The following is a 19,650-nucleotide window of genomic DNA, read 5'->3' on the forward strand; positions in this document are numbered from 1 at the left end:
ATATATTTTATTGATAATCAATATGTTTAAATAGCGTTCTCGGGGACGCTGTTTTTTTTGATCCCACATATCCTTCACTCCCTTTGTATCAGTATTTAAAATGAAAAATAATGATAACAAAAAGAAAAAATGAATTAGAAAATTCATTTAATATTAGCAATAATGATTTTAATGTATCTGAAAGATCAGATAAGCATTTAGAGCAATGTAAACTGAATAAAGGACTGTTGACAAGAGAAGAAACAGCTAAATTTTTTCATGTTGATTTGAGTACACTCCACAATTGGAAGAAAAAAGGAATTCTAATGCCTGTTGGTATAGGTGGTCGGGTTTATTACCGTATGTGTGATATTAATAAAGCTTTAACACCACTCAATTAAAGCTTTATTATGATAAATTACTTTAATAACATATACGATCCAATCGTAAGAGGAGAGATAGATATATATGATTTTCTGGATAGGGTTAAAAGCCCAGATACAGTGATCAAGTATAAAATTGAACAAGCAAGGAGTTACCATTCTTTCGATAAAGCTGAATACAACCTTATCAAGGGACAACTTCCTTGCTTTACCTTGAATTTCAGTTTTAGAGATAAAAAGCTAAATAGCAATATTGATGAACCAACAGGCTTTATTTATATTGATGTTGACGGAACAACGGAAATTGATTTAAGCAATAAATATATTCTTGCTTCATGGTTATCACTCTCAGGGACAGGGAGAGGAGTTCTGGTTAAAGTTGATGGATTAACATTTGAAAATTTTAAAGATGTTTATAAAGCTGTAACATCATTGCTTAATGTAAAATCAGATATTAGAGCTAATAAAGCAACACAATATTGTGTACATAGTTATGATAAAGACTTATATTTTAACGAAGATTCAAAGAGTTTTGATTGTAGTCAGTTTTTTAATAATGAAAAAAATCTCCCCATTTCAAATAATATCTATAAAGAAAAAAGAGATAATATCATAATGGGGGGAAATGAAAGATTAAGATTTAATAATATTTCTGATTATGACTTCAAGGGGCAAGATTCTATTGTGTTCTGGGAAGAAAAAGAAAGTATTGCTGAAGTTTATATACCAAATATAATTCAAGAAGGGAATAGAGAGTCATGTTTAAGTGCAATGGCTTACCAGCTTATAGCATTAAATCCACAAATCACTCAAGATGATTTATTTAATTATATTTCATTTATAAACCAAAAGAAATGTTTTCCACCTCTTCCTGAAAAAGAGATAATAAAAATTGTAAATAGCAAAAGTAAATTACACAATATAAAACCTATATTGAATAAAAAGAGACGAATCGTTTTTAATCCTGAAACTAAGTTAAATAGGAAACAGAAAATGTTAAAAGTAAATCAGGTTATAGTGTATGATGAACATGGCTTCTATGATTTAGGTAGAGATACCAAATTAAATTATGCTCAGGTATTCGTTCCTTTTAAAAAGATTTCTAAAGGTAATAGAGAGAATATTTTAAAAAGTATAACATATCAATTGGTTGCTTTAAATAAAGATGTGGATAAGAGAGTTTTATTAAAATTTCTTTACTCTGTCAACAGTGGTAAAATGAATCCACCTTTAGAGAACAATGAGTTAATGGAAACCTTTGAAAAAGTTTACCGACAGTTAAATGTTATAGAACCAATAATTAATGCTAAACGCAGATTCATTTATGATAAAACAAAAAAACTTAGTCCAACTGATAAAAGAAAGCTAAACTTAAAAAAAATTAATCAAGATCGTAAAGATAAAACCATATCGGAAATACTGAATGTTATGCAAGATTGGGATTATAGCCTGAATGGTAAGATAACGATCAATAAACTTTGTGAGGCGACAGGTAAGAATAAGAAAACAATCCAAACTTATTACAGGGGTTTGAAAACTGAGATTTCTGTCAAAAATTTTAACAGTTTAGAAGTTTTTAAGAAGGTTATAAAAGGAAATCCGTTACTAAGAGATTTGGATGATTTGATGAGATATGATTTAATGTGATATAATAAATAAAATTAATTAGCTAAGTGCGGATAACCTTTTTTTTAATTCAAACAATTAATGTAAATTGCGGAAAATCACTAACCATGGAAAATTATAAACTTAAAAAAAATTGCATTTATTTAAAAATTAAAGCTGTCAATAATATTTTTAAATATTATTTTGAAAATTAAGATGGATATGTCGCAAAAAAAAAATGTTGGTAAAGAAAAAAAAATTAATCCGTTTTTAAGATGGGCAGGTGGGAAAAGATGGTTTTTAAAAGAACTTGACAAATTAGTAACGATTGAAAATTTTGGTAATTATCATGAGCCATTTGTGGGAGGTGGGTCTGTCTATTTTCATTTTAATCCCCAGAATGCAATTATTTCAGATTCCAATGAAGAGTTAATAAATACTTATATAAACGTAAGAGATAATATTGATGATGTAATAATTTTTTTAAAGGAATTTAAAAATACAGAAGAATTTTATTATTCAATTAGGAAGACAAAATTCAATGATGAAATAATGGAGGCAGCTAAATTCATCTATCTTAATCAAACATCTTTCAATGGTATATTTAGAGTTAATTCTAAAGGAGAATATAATGTCCCCTATGGACATAGGGATAAATACAAATTTGATTATGAAAATCTTTGTGAGGTTAACATTTCTTTACAAGGCACAGTTGTCGAATGTTGTGATTTTGATTCTTCTATTGAAAACATTCAAAAAGGGGATTTAGTATTTCTTGATCCTCCTTATACAGTAGCACATAATAACAATGGTTTTATACAATACAATCAAAAGATTTTTTCTTTAGAAGATCAATATAGATTAGCTAAATTTATTAATGAACTTAAAGAAATAGGAGCATTTTATATTATGACTAACGCAGCTCATAATTCAATTAAGGATATATTCAATAATGGAGATCGGATGTTTGAATTAAATCGATCAAGTCTTATTGGAGGAAGAAATGCGATAAGGGGTAAATATTCAGAATTAATCTTAACAAACCTGTTGTAAAATGGCATATATCGATCATATTAAAGTCATCGAAATTGAAAAACAGATTACAAATGATATTTCATTTTTAGGACGATTATATAAAGCAAAAAAAAGTGACTTTCAAACAATTAGTGTTGATCATTCATTAGTAGATGGCTATTTGGCAGATGGATGGGAAATTAATGGAAAACCATTAAGAACTAAAACAAAACTAAAAAAATCAAAATCACATTCTAAGAAATTTGAAGATGATATATGGTGTCAAATGTATGAGTTAGGTTATAGAAATTTAAATATAGACGAAAATCTATATTTATATTATAATAACGATGAAAAGAAGCAAATCGATGTTTTGGCTATCAATGAAGAAACAGCATTAATTATTGAATGTAAGTCGAGTGAAAAACTTAAAAAAGCACCAAGTTATAAAGATGAATTCGAGTTATTAGCTCAAAGAATAAATGGATTTAAAAAAACTTTACAACAGATTTACGGAAGAGATATAAAGGTTAAATATATTTTCGCAACACGAAATTTAAGGATTGAATCTGATGGTGAGGATGTTAAACGTTTAGATTCTACTAATTCATTTCTTTATAATAATAATACATTCAATTATCTTAATAGTTTAATTAAAAACTACAAAGGAGTTGCCTTTTATCAATTTTTAGGGTTGATATTTAAAAATGAACTTATCAATAAGGAAAAAATTGAAATTCCAGCCGTAAAAGGTGATATGGGAACAAAAACATATTATATGTTTTCAATTGAACCAGAATTATTATTAAAAATGGGGTTTATATTACATAGAACCAAAGTAAATGAGTCTGAGTTTCCTACATATCAAAGGCTGCTTGTACCTAAGAGGTTGCCAAGTATAACGAAGTTTATTGATGAAGGGGGATATTTTCCTAATTCTATAATTATTAACTTCAGTAATAAGAAACATAAAACTTATTTTGAATCTAGTAATAAGCTTAGTAGTTCTAACTCATGTTTTGGTACGCTTAAAATCCCTAATAGCTATGGAATAGCATATATTATTGATGGTCAACACCGTGTATATGGATATGCTAATTCAAAATATAAAACAACAAATACAATTCCTGTAGTTGCATTTGATAATTTAGATACTAGTGAACAGTTAAAGATTTTTATGGATATTAATGAAAATCAAAAAGCGGTAAGCCCTAGTTTAAGATTGGATCTTGAAGAAGATTTATATTGGGACTCAGATAGAGCTGATTCTAGAATTAAAGCTTTAAGATCTTCTATAATAAAAGAACTTTCTAATAATCAAAATAGTCCACTGTTCGAAAAAATATCCGTAGGAGAAGATAAATCTATATTAGCATTTAAACCATTTTCAAACGCATTATCTGCTTGTGATCTACTACCCAAGGCTAAAGGGAATCAATTTACAGATGATGCTCATACATATTCTTTGTACAATGTTTCAAATCACGATCATGCAAAAGAAATGGTTAGATGTAAAAAAAGGATCTTTGAGCTTTTAACAAAGTGTTATGATTTTGTAGAACAGAATTATAGTGATTTATTTTATGATGAAAAATCTTTTATTTTTTCAAACAGAGGAACTTATGCATATATATGTTTGATCGATAGTATAAATAAATTCTTAACAGATACTAAAGAACTAACTAAGGAGGAAAATGAGAAAATTCGTTTTGAAAAAATAAAACCATATTTAGATTCATTGTTTAATTTTATTAGAGACGAAATAAGTGAGGATGAAAAAAATGCACAATTAAGTTTACTCGGTTCAGGAGCAGATACAAAATGGTTAAGGTTTTTTCAAAGTATAGTTCACAAGAAGCACAAAGAGTATTTACCTACTGAACTTATTGATTGGAATGAAAGACAAGATGAGCAATTGCAAAATAAAGGAAGATCATTAGGAATCGATATTGAGAAGAAAATGAAATCCATTGTTTTAAACAAAATGGAGATAATATATGGAGATAACTGGGAGCTTGAGATAAATAGTATAAAAAGAGAATGTTTAAATCGAGCAGAACAGGAAAAAGAAAAATATTACAAAGAGGGTTTAGGTACAAAAGAGATACACTGGACAGAAATGTTTAATATCAACGATTACAAAACAATTATTGAAAAATATTGGAATAAAAAACCAGAAATACCACCGACTGGATTTACTACCTTTGAATCTGATTTCTCTATAGATATAGGAGATGGTAAAGGAAGTAAGGCGAAAGCTTTAAAATGGATTTCTTTCTTTAACTCTTATCGTAATTTGTGGGCACATGAAGGAACAAAAGAGAAGAGATTAAATAAGGATGAAGTTGATTTTATTGAGAAAATATATAGTCATTTTTATAGTTAAATAATTAGTCCAAAATGCTGTAAAAATTGGTAAATTAGGGTAAGATAGTAACTTACCCTAATTTTTTATCATATACACTTCACGGGGTAGTGTCAATTTAAAGTTTATAACATGTTCAAGCTATAAAATTTATTTTTTTGATAGTCTAACTACAATATTCAGCATCTTATCAAATAATTCTTTTGAATTAGTTTCATTTAATTCACCATTCTGGGCTAATAATGAAAACTGTTTTCTGTAGGTTTGATATTCGTTATTGTTTGATCCGTAATGCATTATTTTAAGATCTAGATCAATAATCTGAGATGAATATCTTTCTAAGATTTGTGCGCTCAATTGCTGTTTTGAAACATCACTAGTTGGATATTCTTTAGAATTATAATTTGATGTTGAAGTTGTATTTTTAATAATTGTATTCAATGAATCATACAGCCATTGTATCACGCGATTAGTTTCATTTGCTAAAGAATAATTTATTCGAGTACGGTTAATCTCATTAACACAATTTTGCTGAAACGTATCATAAATAAGTTTCCTCTGTTCGTACGATAAATCTAAATTATTGATTTGATCAGAGATAGTATTAACAGCGTTTTGTAATTGCTGTACATTGTAATTATAATTATTTTGTTTCGTCGTCATAGCATTTCCTAAAGCAGAAATATCTAATTTCGCAGGTTCTCGATATTGTGTTGGCTGCCTAGATTGAGAAGTATTATTTGTTGTATAATATTCCCATTGTTTTGAGAAACTGTTATATTTTTCATAACCAGTCATATTTCCATTTGAATCAAAATATTCATATCGGTTCTGAAATGAGTTAAACTTTTTTGTGGCAGTTTGAGAAAAGCAAAGTTGTCCAAGCAAAATGCAAACAGAAAATATAAGTTTTTTCATAAGTGATTTTTTGTATCACTCAGTCCCAAAGTGAAAAGGTTATTAATGCAGAAAGCGTGGGACTAAACTCAATCTGCAATAGGGGGCTCTGGTAAGCCTGTAACACAAACAAGAATAGCCCACGCCATATGACGTGAGCATCAACTGTTTATTCCGTGTTACATTTTGAATTTACCAGATTCCCTATAACAGAATAAAAGCTAACGCTTTATATTTTTTCGATAAAATTTGAGGTGCTAATATAAGAATTTTTGTAATTATATGACCGTTTTCTTTAATGGAAATACAACGGTTCGTACATCATCACCTATGAAAAAAGAGACTATTATCAAAGTCCTCTTCTATCTGTAATAGCAGAAAAAGCTAATGAAGCTGGAGTTATCCTTAGCTAGTCGACGGGTTAAACAGTGTTTTATGTTGTTGGCTTTACAAGCTCAACGTTTTGGGTATTGCCGAAGGCAGGGATAGGAAGTACAAATGTTGAATTTTAGATTTTAGCCCCGCTTTTAGCAATATCTTGTTAGCGGCTGGCAGTTATCAAATACTATTATAATAATTTGCCTCAAGAGAGTTCCCCGTTTGAATACTTAATACTTTTACATTTAATACACCTTTAATATCGATAGAGAATTCTACTTTTATGCTTGCCTTTCCAGCAGGTAGAGGTGGCAAGTCTTTTATTAGAATTTTTCCTAGCAACAAGTTTTTGCTTGCTTGTGGGTTATCTCCTTTGTATGTGTCTACACTAATTTGCGTCTGATTGTCGTTGACTGTATAAAACATCGAACTTTGAGTGATTGGTGCGTTCTCTCCTTTCTTTAGGATGATTGCAAATCTATCGTTAACGTCACCTATTCTAGAACTTATTCCATATGCCATTTTTGTAATAGGCGAAATATTTTGTTGAAAATTGACTTTATTACTCGGAATAACTGACTTTACATTAGTCTTAAGCTCTTGAGCTTTTACTGAAGCCATTTGTACAAAAGAAATGTTAGTTGCATTAATAACCTTTGCTTGCTCAATCAGCTCTAATCTATTGAGATTAATTCCACGAATTAAAATGTCATTAGCCAAATACTCTTTCTGTGAATAAATGTCTAATCTCGAGGGGAGCATTTCTAAGTACTTTATTGCTTCCTTTTTTTGAACTAAGGTGTCTATTATTTTATTAAACTCACTGGAGTAGCTTTCTATATAATTCTTGTCAGTTAACAAAACTTCATTTTCATAATTTTTGAATTCTGCATAATAAGTCCAATTGTAGGAACCAGAAAGGACACAGCTTTCGTCAATGATGCAAAACTTATGGTGTACAGGGTTTTCAAAGGTCGAATAAAATAATTTGCCACCTTTATCAATGAAGACAGAAAAGTCTAACCCAAAAGGTCCATTATTGATGTAATCATCTAGTATTACTAATGATATTTCAATTTTCCTGTCCAACAGCGTAATTAGCTCAGTGAAAATCTCTTCGTTTGTAAACCATGCTACAGCAATACAAACTTTCTTTTCAGCTTGTTTCAATCTTCCTATAATAATATTTTGGATACCGTCAAAATATACCTCTGTCATGAATTGAATTATGTCTGTTTTGGTTGCCGCTAACGGAAAAAGTATTGGAGAAGTGCGAGCTAAATAGGGTTGAAAGTTCAGCTAAAAAATGCTTTCCGCATTTTGCCAATACAATGTTAGGCAACGTTTTTTTAATTATTTTTTATTTTTTTATATTCCTGAATGTTTTTAATTTGCCAACTACTATAATATCTTATAAAATTGGCTAATTCAGAAGGAATAAATTCTGCAATTTTAGGATTTGTTTCAGTGGAATCATCACGAAATATTATTTTATTAATCTCATTGGTATTATGGTCTGATTCAAAATCAAAATTTAGGTGTGCAATTGAGTGACGCAAATCTATAATCAATTCTCTAATTGTTTTATATTTTTCTGAAATAAATGAATTTGGAATTCCCATTTCTTTTTTTAAATCAGTAAAAATTCTGTCAGTGGGAATAACTGAATAAAATTTCTCCTTCGGAAAAACAATTAAAGCAAGTAAACTGTTTGTAAGTAAGGTTACTTCAAATCTTTCATTTATATTAATTTGATGTTTTAATATTTCGTATTGTTCTATTATTTTTACTGTTCTTTCGATATAATCGATATCAAAGTCTTTGTATTCCATAAATATTTTTGCTTTTCAATTTTGTACATAACCCCGCATTTTGCCAATACAATGTTAGGCGATGTGATATTTAAAGTCCCCTGATTTCAAAAAAACTTGTTATTTCATCTTCAATCAATGCCGAACATTCTGCCCATTCATCAAAGTCTTCTGTATTATGTGGTGTATTTTTGTAAAGAAAATTTTTATCATAACCTTTAAGGAATAATGGAGTATCAGAAAACTCATAATGAGGTACAATTTTAAGTTCATAGAGTGCTCTTGAAATTGTTATCTTTTCAAAACCAACACCCAATTTATGAAATAATTGTCTTCCTTTACTGATTTCTTCCTCAAAAATACGTCTGAAATTGTTTTGACTTTGTATTTCATTAAGTATTTGATCAGATTCTTTTACAATCGAGTCATAGAATTGCTCGTAGTTTCCGAGTTTTGATGCGTCAAGAATATCTTCAACTGAAATAATTTCTCTATTATAAAAGCTTTTATAATTATACAAGAGGTTCATGAAAATAAATCCGTAATCGAAGTTTTCTATTAAGAATGGAATTTCATTTTTCCAAGCGAGATAATTATCAGGATTAATGTACATCTTATTAATTAATTCAGAAGGCATATTCAATGCAACAGTTGCAAATACAGAAGAAGTTTCTATAGCTTTTGCAATATCAACTATGTGAAATACATTTGCAGTTAAATGTACAGCAACATTATATACTGCTAAGTTTTGATTATAAATTAAATCACAAATAAGTTCTCTATTGAAGTTTATATGTTCAACAAGTTTTACATCTTCAGATTGATTTGCAATTGAGATTGCCCTTGTTCTGATTTCCTCAAATGTAGAATTTGTTTCTAATAAACTTACAATTGATAACGGAACTCTAGCAATTGGTTCTTCTGTGCCATCGTTCTTTGTAAATCTAAACATAATTATGGGAGAACTTGGGTCTGAATTTCCATTATTATCAAATTTATGAGCAATAACAGTTTTAGACAACCATGGTTTATCCCCTGTTTTAAATCTATTTGTGGAATAAATTTCGCTATAATAGTCTTTGTAAAATAATCTTTTAGAATCAATAGAATATTCAACTAATTTATTATAATTCAAATAATCTAAGCTTAACCTTGTATCTATTGCTTTGCCAAACTTCAACATATATTTTTGTCCCCACAATGTTGCAATGTGATCAATATAATGTCTAGTTTCGTGCAAAATTATAGATCTTTTTATAGAACTTTGTAAATCTTTTGGATCATCATTTATTTTAAAAAATTCTTCTGTTGATAATTCACATAATGTTATTTTAAAATTGGAAGGATTATAAAATGCAATTTCACTATTTATTGCTGGAAATATATTAGTATTCATTAAAAGTTATTGTTTTTTTTTATCATATCGCCTAACTTTCTAATTTACGTATTGCGTCAATAATAATAATAGATATTGCATCATTTTTTTTAATCTTTATGAATTAATGCATAATGATCTGATTTACAAAGATGAAAAATAAAGTGGTTTTTTATACTTTTTTTTGTATGGTCGCATGTTTATGATTAAAATACGCTAATGGAAATTATATCATATCTGTACTGTGAGAAACTGAGGATATAAATCTATCTGCAATAGTTTTATAGTAATTTACAGTTTCCTTTGTTATTATACATTCGCTGTAAACTACAAAATTTGATTCATTTTGTAAATTTTTACAGGTCTATTGCGACTTAGGTAAGTAATCTTTATAGTTTTAACGGGGGTGCAAAAAACAAGAATCATAACAAGTGTACTTTTGTCAATATATACCTACCTATTTGCCCCAAAATGAAAAAAGTCTCTCGATAAAATAAAAGACTTTAAAAACACAAATGATGAAAAAAATATTTTTCTGGGACTGATCTATCATCTTTTGTTGGTTTGCGCAATCCTAACGAGCAATCTCTTCAAACTACCATAACAGGAGTGTTTACAAAGAATCTGCTACATAGTACCTATATATACTACCAATTTATTTCAATATTTCTCACTCTCTAATTCACTTCTAACAACCCTAAAACCAATATTTCGGGTAACTATGGTAGAAGGTTTCAGGTTTTCTGGTTCAATACTTCAATTACGGCTATACAGGGAGAATGTATAATACTTAGGTTACTATTTACACCACCCGCCAAATTTTTGCTGTAAAAATACACCCCCTATACCGTATCTCAAAAATTTTATATAGGCATCGGGGCTGTACCTACTATACGGATTTAACACCCCGTCAGCGAGGTTTTTTCGTTGCGCCCCCTGTCAAATATTTTTGTTTTTTGACGGCTGTTTTCATTTTCCTGCGCTTCGAGTGGTTAAAAAGTGCCTGAAATCCTTGTGTTTATGGGCTTTTTGTTGTATATTTATACATCTTTACAAGCTACTTTTAGCCTTGTTTCTTTGTGTACAAGGTTCAATATAAAACAAAATGCCTAGCTGTCTCGAACACAACTAGGCGAATCAATAAATTTTAACTACACTAAAACTTATCGACATGACAAAGTTAACAAATTGTCTTGATACTGCTAGTATCTATTGTGGCACATATGCCAAGTATAACAACGGAAATCTTTACGGTAAATGGTTAAATCTTTCTGATTATTCAGACTATGACGAATTACTTACGACAATGTATGAACTTCACTCTAATGAACAAGACCCCGAATTTATGTTTCAGGACTACGAATGTCCGATTCTAGAAAAACTAGGATTATTGAGCGAGTGTCATATATCAAAAAATATATATGAAGTATTTGAACAAATCAATGATTCAGGACATGATGTAGAAGTTTACGAAGCGTGTTTGGATTGTTTAGGTAAAATGGAGTTTCAAAGCCTTTATGACTATGTAAACAATTTTTATTACGGCGAATTTTCGAGTGATGAAGACTTTGTACAATGGCTTTATGAAGATGATACTTTTAATATTCCTAATTGGGTTGTGATTGATTGGGAAGCAACAGCACGGAGTATAATGTTTGATCATTTTGAAAGTAACGGACATTATTTTAAATCGTAGTATATTTGTGTTGTTGCAAATTTATTGTATTCTTAAAATTCAAATAGGTTTAATTAAGATCAAATAGATTTAAAAAAGTACATTTTAAAAATTCGGGTACAACTTTGGGTACAAAAACAAAAAAGAGAAAATGTAATTATTTAAAATTCAATAATTTACAAATTCTCTTTAGCTTAAAAAGTGGAGTTGGAGGGATTCGAACCCTCGTCCAAACAAGCAATACATAAGCTTTCTACATGCTTATTCTACCATTGGTTTTCGACTGGAAGCAGAGGATAGACACCCAACTACCAGCTTATCTTCTGAAATTTTCGAGCTTTAGCCAAAGCTTCTAAAGCCTTATTTCTGCATTCCTATATCCCAGAATCAAACGCCGCAGAACAGAGCATTTGTGGAATATCTTGCTTCCCTACTGAAATCTTCGGGAAAACGCTTGATCTACTATACTTCGATATTAAGCTGCAAGAGCGAACTCTTCGTTGCCAGTTAAAATTTTGTAGCAAGGGATTATAGAGATCGCGCTACGGTTCTCTGCATGCTTACTTACCCATTGGTCTTGCTGTCGAAACCAGTCAACCCCATGAATAAAGTGAATGCAAAGATAATGCTTTTTGTTTACATTTCATTAATATAGATTGTTTTAATAAAATTTAGGAAGTGAAACGATTAACCTGAAGGTAGTAAGGCTTGAATATCCAGTCATTGTGGATAAAAATATTAATGTTGGCTAATGGGCTTTAATACAAGGTTTTTTAACGGATTTGAGGTAGAGTAGTGATTGTTTATTGCAATATATTTTGTGTTCTCATAAAAATTGTCTACTTTTGCAATCCAAAATGAGATGTAAAATATGTTAATAATTCCAGTAAAAGATGGTGAATCCATCGACAGAGCTTTAAAAAAATACAAGAGAAAATTTGATAAAACAGGAACTGTTCGTCAATTAAGATCTAGACAACAGTTTATTAAGCCTTCTGTAACTTTGAGACAAGCTAGACTAAAAGCGGCTTACAAACAAAGAGCGCTTAGCAAAGAAGAGCAGGCTTAAGATTTTTTCTTAACCATATATTAATTCACTTCTTAAATTCTTATATTTGAGGAGTGAATTTTTATTTTTATACCTATGATGCTGGAAAAGTTTTTAGAATACTTACAATTCGAAAAAAGATATTCTCCTCATACCATCACAAGCTACAAAAAAGACCTTGAAGACTTTTCCCATTTCTTCCTCCGAACAGAATCTTCTGACAATTTAGCCACGGCAGACAAAAAGATCATCCGAAATTTTATTGTTGAACTGAGTGAAAATGACATTTCCAAAAGAAGTATCAACAGAAAATTATCTTCTCTCCGCAGTTTTTATCTTTTTCTTTTAAAAATAGGGGAGATTAAAGTTTCTCCCACCGAAGGGATCTCTTCCCTGAAGTTTTACCCTGAAAAACAGATCCCTATATCTAAAGAGGAAATGCAGGATCTGAATGAAAGAATCTTTGAACAGGTACATGATGTGCTTGAAAAATGTATTATGGAAGTTCTTTATCAGACAGGAATGCGTAAAGCGGAACTTTGTGGCCTGATATTTGAGAATGTTGACTTATATCAAAATGAATTAAAAGTAATAGGAAAAGGGAATAAAGAAAGGGTAATTCCCATTTCCGATGAACTGTCTGAACTCCTTAAAAGTTATCTGGAAATAAGAAATCCGCAGACAGAATTTAAATCATATTTTTTCGTGAATAAGAAAGGGAAAAAACTCAACGAAAAATTTGTTTATGTGGTAGTTAATAAGTACCTTAGTCTTATAACAACGAAAGAAAAAAAAAGTCCTCACATCCTTCGGCATAGCTTTGCTACTCACGTTTTGGATAATGGGGCGGAGATCTCCAAAGTGAAAAAAATATTAGGGCATTCCAGTCTTGCCAGTACTCAAGTCTATACGAATGCTAATATTGAACAATTGAAAAAAGTGTTTAATCAGGCTCACCCTCGAGCATCAAAAAAAGAAGAATTATGAAGATTTCAGTACAATCAATTGGTTTAACTCCACACGAACCACTAGAATCACACATCGACAAAAAAGTAAGCAAATTGGATACCTTCTATGACAAGATTCAGGAGTGTAAGGTATTTTTGAAAGTTGAAAATAATGCTGATAAAGCGAATAAAACTGCTGAGATTATTTTGGCCGTTCCGGGAGACGATATCGTAGTAAAGAAGACATCCACCAGTTTTGAAGAAAGTTTGGACCTTTGCGTTGATACTGCTAAAAAGCTACTAATCAAGAAAAAAGAAATGGCTTAGAAAAAAAAGTTAAAAAAAGTTTATAAAATATTTGAGAATTCAAAAAATCCGCTCTATATTTGCACTCGCAAAAAAGGAACAGCGATCTTTTGAATTCTTTTTTATATTTGCCTCCATAGCTCAGTTGGCCAGAGCACGTGATTTGTAATCTCGGGGTCGTGGGTTCGAATCCCTCTGGAGGCTCATAAAATATAAACTTTTGGGGAGATTCCAGAGTGGCTAAATGGGACTGACTGTAACTCAGTTGCTTCGGCTTCGTAGGTTCGAATCCTGCTCTCCCCACTTTATATTTTTATAAAAAAAACTTGCAAGATTAAATAAGTTTTCTTAGTTTTGCACAGCGTTTACCAATAGTTTTGGAAACAAAATTGCGGAAGTAGCTCAGTTGGTAGAGCGTCAGCCTTCCAAGCTGAATGTCGCGGGTTCGACCCCCGTCTTCCGCTCAAAAAAATACCTCAATAAGAGTTGTTTTTTTTTTAACACTGAAATGTGTAGAGTAGAGTTTCTCGATCAGTTTCAGTTTTTTATTAAAATGCCTCCATAGCTCAGTTGGCCAGAGCACGTGATTTGTAATCTCGGGGTCGTGGGTTCGAATCCCTCTGGAGGCTCATTTTAATATAAAATATCTGGGGAGATTCCAGAGTGGCTAAATGGGACTGACTGTAACTCAGTTGCTTCGGCTTCGTAGGTTCGAATCCTGCTCTCCCCACATTTTATATTATAAAAAAAACTTGCAAGATTAGATAAGTTTTCTTAGTTTTGCACAGCGTTTACCAATAATTTTGGAAACAAAATTGCGGAAGTAGCTCAGTTGGTAGAGCGTCAGCCTTCCAAGCTGAATGTCGCGGGTTCGACCCCCGTCTTCCGCTCAACAGAAAATCACGCTACTTAGTGTGATTTTTTTAGTTGATGCCGACTTAGCTCAGCGGTAGAGTGCTTCCTTGGTAAGGAAGAGGTCACGGGTTCAAGTCCCGTAGTTGGCTCTCGATTTTCCCGAATTTCTTCGGGATTTTTTTATGCCCAAATTTTAGGTTAGAAAATAAAGGCAACCAAATTTGTTCCTAAAGATATATTATCGTTAAACACCTGATTAGATAAAAATACTCATTGATTCATCTTAACATTTCAACTGAAATTTTTAAAGATCAATTAAGATAGGTCATGAATTTTACTTCATCTTTACAATCACAATCATAAAATTTTCGTTAAATTCGTGTAAAATAAATTTTTGATGAATATTCTTTTATTGGAAGATGATCTCATTCTGTCTGCAGAACTTTGCAGATTTTTAGAATCAAATAATTTTAACTGTGATAAGATCTATGACGGGGAAACCTTTCTCCGCCAGATAAAAAATAGTACGTATGATCTTTATTTACTCGATATTAATGTCCCTAAAATAAATGGGCTTGATGTCTGTCAGACGATCCGTTCTTTTGATAAGAATACTCCCATCATTATCATTTCTGCCTATGGAGATATCTCTGATAAAAAAGATGCCTTCACCAGGCTGGCTGATGATTATCTTGTAAAGCCCTTCCAGTTTGAAGAACTTTTACTGAGAATCAATTCGCTGCTAAGGAGAAAAGCGCCTTCTGATAATTCCGATCAGGATATTCTAAGAATTGATGATCTTATTATCAACAAAACAGAACAGAAGGTATATCGTGGAGGAAATGAAATAACCCTTACCTTGAAAGAATTCCAGTTGCTGGTTTATCTTGCCGAAGCGCAGGGAAGAACTGTTTCCAAGCAACAGATTACAGAACATGTGTGGGAACACAATTTTAATACGAATACCAACACTGTAGAAGTTTATATCAATTTTCTGAGGAAGAAGATTGATAAAGATTTTAAAATAAAACTGATCCACACCCGTTCAGGTTTTGGATACTACCTAAGCCCATTGTAAATGTCTTTAAAAAGAAAGATAGCTTTGACGATAAGCATCGCCTTTTCATTATTATTTGGAATGGTGATGGCGGTCATTTATTTATCTTTTAACGATTTCAGAAGAGATGAGTTTAAAGAAAGATTCAGGCAGAGGCTCGAATTCACTTCCCATTTCATTTCAAAATCCAAAGACTTTGAAGAAGAAGCACCCGTTTTCTTTAATGAAAATTCAGATAACATTCTTTTGAATGAAAAGATTTTAATTTTCAACGAAAAGAAAGAATTGATCTACAGTACAATCAAAGACCGGAATGTTATCTGGGATAGTGCTATGCTTAAAGAACTGGATAAAAAGAAGATCATCTATACGGAAAAAACTGTTCCGGAAATCTATGCGGCACTCAGGAATATCAACGGAGAAAACTATTATATCCTTACCAGTGCTTTTGATACCAACGGAAAATCCAAATTGGGGTATCTTAAATATCTTTTGATCACAGCTTATGTGATGAGTACCATGCTTATTGGTTTCTTCAGCTATTATTTTGTAGAAAAGTTTCTGCGTCCTCTGGAAGACCTGAACAAAGAAATTTCTGAAGTTACTGCTCATAAATTAACCAAACAAATCCCGGTAGAACAATCCAATGATGAAGTAAGTGTTCTTGCCAAATCCTTTAATACCATGATTGGAAGGCTGGATGATGTATTTCAGTCGCAAAAGGATTTTACTGCCAGTGCTTCGCATGAGATCAGAACTCCTATCACCAGAATGGCGTTTCAGCTGGAGAATCTTATTAAGTTTGAAGAGCATTCTCCGGAAACACTATCTTCTTTAAAGCAGATCCAGAGGGATATATATCAACTATCAGACCTGACAAACTCTCTTCTGCTGCTGACAAAATTCGATAAAGAAAATATTCAGAGCATTTATGAGGAAGTAAGAATTGATGAAGTCATCTTTGAAGCTTTCGAAGCGGTGGAGAAAAGTTATCCACAACTTAAGCTGGATTTTCTGATCAATGAAGATAGTTTTGAAAATGCTTTTCTGACTATAAAAGGAATTCAGTCACTATTGGTCATTGTATTTATCAACTTGTTTAAAAATGCGGCAGTGTATTCAGATAATACAGAAGTAAATGTTTTGATTACTGAAACCAACGATAACCTTTCTGTGGAAGTTATTTCTCATGGTAATACTATTTCTGAAAATGAGCAAGCTAAACTGTTTGAAGCTTTCACCAGAGGAAATAATGCACAGAATATAGCAGGATCAGGATTGGGGCTCAGAATTGTCAAAAGGATTCTGGAATATCATGATGCAGATATTGTATACTCTTCACCTGAAGATTACATGAATAAGTTTACATTATTTTTTAAAAAATAAAAAAAAGCAACTGATACGAAAACAGTTGCTTTTTTTGTTAAACTCCCGATTGAGATTTTTAATATAAATTCAATGGTGGGGGAAAAAAATACTGATTTTGTTTGGTGTTTTATGGTATAAGCAGCCTGTTCATGCCTATTTTAATATTTTTTTAAGCGTCATTTAAGTTTCTTTTAATAGCATCAGAGCAATTTTGTATTTTAAAAAGAAAAATAATGAACAGAATTGCAGTGCTGTGCCTCGCCGTTTCCTCATTCATGGCGGCACAACAGCAGATGTCTCTTTTGGAATGCGAAGAAGCCTTTCAGAAGAACAACCTCCAGCTGCTCGCCGAACAATACAACATCAATATGGCTGATGCAGATATTCTGCAGGCTAAAATCTGGGAATTACCTCAATTAAGCGGACAGTTTAATGCTTATAATCCGCAGGACAAAAAATTTTTTGATGTAGGACATTCTAAGGGAGCAGGGATTACCCAATTGATTTATATGGGCGGTAAAAAGAAAAATGAAATTGCTTTTGCCAGATCCAATAAAGAACTGGCCCAGCTTCAGTTTTCACAATTACTGGTAGATTTAAGATCTCAGCTGCGCTCTGCCTATTTCAATCTTTATTATGAAAAACTAAAACTGGAAAATACCAACAGACAACTGGGGTATATGAATGATCTCCTGGATGCTTACCGTGTACAGTCGGCCAAAGGAAATGTTTCCCTTAAAGATGCTGTCAGATTACAGAGCATAGTCATCCAGCTGAATCATGATAAGCTGGAGATTAATAAAAACATTCTTGATTTTGAACAGAATCTGAAAGTTCTGACAGGAGTTACAGAAGAGATAGAGCCTACGATGTCTGAAACCGAAGCTAAAGAAGCTCTTGCAGCACAGCCTTTCGGTGATGAAGAAGAACTGAAAAGCAAAGCCCTGGAAAATAACGCAGATTACCGATATAATTTGAAACTTATTGATAACAGTAAGTTGTATGCCCAGTGGCAGAAATCATTGAATGTACCGGATGTTACCGTCGGTGCGGCATGGGATCAGGCAGGAGGAACTTTTAATAACGAAGCAAATCTGACCTTGGGAATTCCTTTGCCATTATGGAAAGCCAATCAGGGAAATGTAGTAAAAGCAAATTATGCCATCCAGCAGAATCAGAAAAATGCAGATTTTCAAAAACTGACTCTGGAAACTAAAGTTCAATCGGCATACAAAACCTGGAAGGCACAATATGATCAGCTTCTGGATGTAAAAACTACAGACCTTCAGAATATGGAACTTGTTTACAACGGAATGCTGAACAATTTCAGAAAAGGAAATGTCAACCTGATTGAATTCACAGACTTCATGGATAGCTACAGGGAGACAGCCCTTCAGATCTATGATATGAAAAATGAAATCATGCAGTCGGCAGAACAGCTTAATCAACTAGTACAAACGAAAATCTTCTATTAAAATGATGAAAACATATATTATCCCTTTATTAATGGTTATTTCATTAATAGCCTGTTCAAAAAAAGAGGAAGAGAAAAATATTCATGTAAAAAAAGGATTCGAGCTCAGTAACACGATGCTGAATTCTATTTCCCTGGCAAAAGTTGAAAAAAGAAATATAGAAGATGAGTACAGCTTTTACGGAAAAATCTCAGCAGACAAAAACAGTTATATAGATGTTTACCCTTTGGTAGGAGGAAATGTAATGAGTGTTAATGTAGAATTGGGTGACTATGTAAGAAAAGGACAGGTTTTAGCCACTATCAGAAGTACTGAGCTTGCAGAAATTCAGAAGGATGTAAGTGATGCAAAAACAGATCTTGTAGTGGCAAAAAATAACCTTCGTGTTGCAAAAGAACTCTATGAAGGAAAGCTTAATACAGAAAGAGATGTCCTGGAAGCTAAAAGCCAGTTACAAAAAGCAGAAGATCAGTTGCAGAGAGCGGCGGCAGTAAGTACGGTTTATAATGTGAAGACCGGAAATATATACAGTGTTGTAGCACCTATCAGCGGTTATATTGTTCAGAAAAGTATCAATAAAGATATGCAGCTGCGAAGTGACAGAAGCGATAATATTTTTGATGTGGCCAATACTACCAATGTATGGGCAATTATGAATGTCAACGAATCTGATATTGATAAAATAAACCTGGGGATGAAGGCTCAGGTATCCACTCTTTCATATCCGGACAAAGTTTTTGACGGAAAAATTGATAAAATATTCAAAATTATTGATCCGCAAACTAATGCCATGCAGGCAAGAGTAGTATTGGACAATGCCAACGGACTTTTGATCCCGGAGAGTAAAGCCACGATAAAAGTTTCCAGCCTGGAAAGCAACGCTACACTTACCGTTCCATCCAAAGCTGTGATTTTTGATGATAATAAAAGTTTTGTAGTGATTTTTAAATCCAGAACAGATGTAAAGATCAGAGAAGTCAAAGTATTAAAGCAGGTAGGTGATGTCACCTATATTGCAGACGGTCTGAAAGAAGGAGAAGAAGTGATTACCAACAATCAGCTGCTGATCTACCGTTCGCTGAACAGCTAGTCTTATGAAACCAGTAGGAATA

The 19,650-nt window shown here is 31.9% G+C and carries 16 protein-coding genes, 7 tRNA genes and 1 other RNA gene; 19 read left to right on the top strand and 5 right to left on the bottom strand.

The features are described 5' to 3' along the window. The first annotated feature begins 110 nt into the window (after positions 1-110). The 4 genes from J2786_RS10180 to J2786_RS10195 all read left to right on the top strand — a co-directional run bounded on the left by J2786_RS10180 (position 111) and on the right by J2786_RS10195 (position 5,367). Positions 111-380 carry a helix-turn-helix domain-containing protein gene (locus J2786_RS10180; RefSeq protein ID WP_310025040.1) on the top strand — a complete coding sequence of 90 codons (270 nt, stop codon included), beginning with the start codon at positions 111-113 and terminating at the stop codon, positions 378-380. Positions 381-389: 9 nt separating this feature from the next. Beyond that, complete coding sequence (locus J2786_RS10185; RefSeq protein WP_310025043.1) at positions 390-2,009, top strand: BT4734/BF3469 family protein; 1,620 nt, start codon at positions 390-392, stop codon at positions 2,007-2,009. Positions 2,010-2,189: 180 nt separating this feature from the next. Next, positions 2,190-3,020, top strand: coding sequence for a DNA adenine methylase (locus J2786_RS10190; RefSeq protein ID WP_310025045.1), 831 nt, complete (start codon positions 2,190-2,192; stop codon positions 3,018-3,020). 1 nt (position 3,021) lies between these two features. Further along, positions 3,022-5,367, top strand: coding sequence for a DGQHR domain-containing protein (locus tag J2786_RS10195; RefSeq protein ID WP_310025047.1), 2,346 nt, complete (start codon positions 3,022-3,024; stop codon positions 5,365-5,367). Between the two features lie 129 nt (positions 5,368-5,496). Here J2786_RS10195 and J2786_RS10200 read toward each other — a convergent pair whose 3' ends face one another. The 4 genes from J2786_RS10200 to J2786_RS10215 form a co-directional block, all read right to left on the bottom strand. Further along, positions 5,497-6,264 (bottom strand): hypothetical protein, encoded by a 768-nt coding sequence (locus tag J2786_RS10200; RefSeq protein WP_310025049.1) that lies wholly within the window; start codon positions 6,262-6,264, stop codon positions 5,497-5,499. Positions 6,265-6,801: 537 nt separating this feature from the next. Then, entirely contained in the window at positions 6,802-7,839 is a 1,038-nt protein-coding gene (locus J2786_RS10205) for a phospholipase D-like domain-containing protein (protein ID WP_310025052.1), read from the bottom strand. A gap of 131 nt (positions 7,840-7,970) precedes the next feature. Then, positions 7,971-8,453, bottom strand: a complete 483-nt coding sequence (locus tag J2786_RS10210; protein WP_310025053.1) for a HEPN family nuclease — start codon at positions 8,451-8,453, stop codon at positions 7,971-7,973. A gap of 70 nt (positions 8,454-8,523) precedes the next feature. Beyond that, positions 8,524-9,828 carry a hypothetical protein gene (locus J2786_RS10215; protein ID WP_310025054.1) on the bottom strand — a complete coding sequence of 435 codons (1,305 nt, stop codon included), beginning with the start codon at positions 9,826-9,828 and terminating at the stop codon, positions 8,524-8,526. A gap of 1,150 nt (positions 9,829-10,978) precedes the next feature. Between J2786_RS10215 and J2786_RS10220 the strand changes: the two genes are divergently transcribed. After that, the gene (locus tag J2786_RS10220) at positions 10,979-11,503 is read left to right on the top strand and encodes an antirestriction protein ArdA (RefSeq protein WP_310025057.1); all 525 of its coding nucleotides are present in this window, start codon (positions 10,979-10,981) and stop codon (positions 11,501-11,503) included. A gap of 178 nt (positions 11,504-11,681) precedes the next feature. Here the strand turns inward: J2786_RS10220 and ssrA are convergent. Next, positions 11,682-12,083, bottom strand: a transfer-messenger RNA (tmRNA) gene (gene ssrA / locus J2786_RS10225). A 270-nt stretch (positions 12,084-12,353) separates the two neighbouring features. Between ssrA and rpsU the strand changes: the two genes are divergently transcribed. The 14 genes from rpsU (at position 12,354) to J2786_RS10295 (ending at position 19,628) form a co-directional block, all read left to right on the top strand. Beyond that, positions 12,354-12,551, top strand: a complete 198-nt coding sequence (gene rpsU, locus J2786_RS10230; RefSeq protein WP_034693154.1) for a 30S ribosomal protein S21 — start codon at positions 12,354-12,356, stop codon at positions 12,549-12,551. 78 nt (positions 12,552-12,629) lie between these two features. Next, positions 12,630-13,517, top strand: a complete 888-nt coding sequence (locus J2786_RS10235; protein WP_047435431.1) for a phage lytic cycle repressor MrpR family protein — start codon at positions 12,630-12,632, stop codon at positions 13,515-13,517. Beyond that, positions 13,514-13,804 (top strand): HPF/RaiA family ribosome-associated protein, encoded by a 291-nt coding sequence (locus tag J2786_RS10240; protein WP_047435429.1) that lies wholly within the window; start codon positions 13,514-13,516, stop codon positions 13,802-13,804. The genes J2786_RS10235 and J2786_RS10240 overlap by 4 nt, the downstream gene beginning before the upstream one ends. A gap of 109 nt (positions 13,805-13,913) precedes the next feature. After that, positions 13,914-13,987, top strand: a tRNA-Thr gene (locus J2786_RS10245). A gap of 18 nt (positions 13,988-14,005) precedes the next feature. Next, positions 14,006-14,086, top strand: a tRNA-Tyr gene (locus J2786_RS10250). Positions 14,087-14,174: 88 nt separating this feature from the next. Then, positions 14,175-14,247 (top strand) — tRNA-Gly (locus tag J2786_RS10255). 91 nt (positions 14,248-14,338) lie between these two features. Continuing rightward, positions 14,339-14,412 (top strand) — tRNA-Thr (locus tag J2786_RS10260). Positions 14,413-14,432: 20 nt separating this feature from the next. After that, a tRNA-Tyr gene (locus tag J2786_RS10265) sits at positions 14,433-14,513 on the top strand. An 87-nt stretch (positions 14,514-14,600) separates the two neighbouring features. After that, positions 14,601-14,673 (top strand) — tRNA-Gly (locus J2786_RS10270). A 42-nt stretch (positions 14,674-14,715) separates the two neighbouring features. Then, positions 14,716-14,787, top strand: a tRNA-Thr gene (locus tag J2786_RS10275). Positions 14,788-15,035: 248 nt separating this feature from the next. Beyond that, a complete protein-coding gene (locus J2786_RS10280; RefSeq protein WP_047435426.1) occupies positions 15,036-15,716 on the top strand; it encodes a response regulator transcription factor in 681 nt (226 codons plus the stop codon). Then, on the top strand, positions 15,717-17,081 hold the full coding sequence (locus tag J2786_RS10285; protein WP_047435423.1) for a sensor histidine kinase: 1,365 nt from the start codon (positions 15,717-15,719) through the stop codon (positions 17,079-17,081). A 215-nt stretch (positions 17,082-17,296) separates the two neighbouring features. Beyond that, complete coding sequence (locus J2786_RS10290) at positions 17,297-18,538, top strand: TolC family protein (protein WP_082002038.1); 1,242 nt, start codon at positions 17,297-17,299, stop codon at positions 18,536-18,538. Positions 18,539-18,542: 4 nt separating this feature from the next. Beyond that, on the top strand, positions 18,543-19,628 hold the full coding sequence (locus J2786_RS10295; RefSeq protein ID WP_047435915.1) for an efflux RND transporter periplasmic adaptor subunit: 1,086 nt from the start codon (positions 18,543-18,545) through the stop codon (positions 19,626-19,628). Positions 19,629-19,650 lie beyond the last annotated feature (22 nt).

It is taken from the genome of Chryseobacterium vietnamense, from assembly GCF_031454475.1.
GTDB classification, from domain to species: domain Bacteria; phylum Bacteroidota; class Bacteroidia; order Flavobacteriales; family Weeksellaceae; genus Chryseobacterium; species Chryseobacterium vietnamense.